Source organism: Cognatundibacterium luofuense (assembly GCF_018139685.1).
Lineage (GTDB): Bacteria > Pseudomonadota > Gammaproteobacteria > Burkholderiales > Burkholderiaceae_D > Undibacterium > Undibacterium luofuense.
Window position 1 is genome coordinate 1 of sequence record NZ_JAGSPN010000141.1, and the last position, 460, is coordinate 460.

Below are 460 nucleotides of genomic sequence, written 5' to 3' on the forward strand. Positions count from 1 at the left end.
TTATTCCAGGACGATAAGGCAAATGCCATATCCATTCTGCCTTGCGCATCCTGTTTGCGCGCACTGACAAAATAACCGTTAATTTTCGAGACCTTGCGTTTGCCAGCACGGCCGCTGCTTTCCTCGCAACGGGTATTCAAACCTGCTGGCAGCATAGCGATACCCTTGCTATCGGTTTTACCCTTCCACAGCAGTTCGCCGCTGCAGTCAGAGACCTGAATTGCCGCGTCGGGAACCACTTTGCCGTTATCCAGCTGAGTGACCCAGACTGCACCATTTTCACGGCCAGTCTTAATATGCACAGCAAGATTGGTGACCAAGGCGCTGGTACGCACATACATAGGCGCTGTTTTGCCCAGCAAAGCGCTACCCAGTTTCAGAGACTCCAGTTCCAGCACATAAAAGCCGGGATCTTTAAATGGTATACCCACCACTTCAAACGGACGTTCGCTCTTTTTTT

Annotated in this window: 1 protein-coding gene; it reads right to left on the minus strand. The window is 50.9% G+C overall.

Annotated elements, in window-relative coordinates; translation table 11 throughout:
• On the minus strand, positions 1 to 460 hold a 460-nt coding region (locus KDM89_RS19715), incomplete at both ends, for a hypothetical protein (protein WP_212689588.1).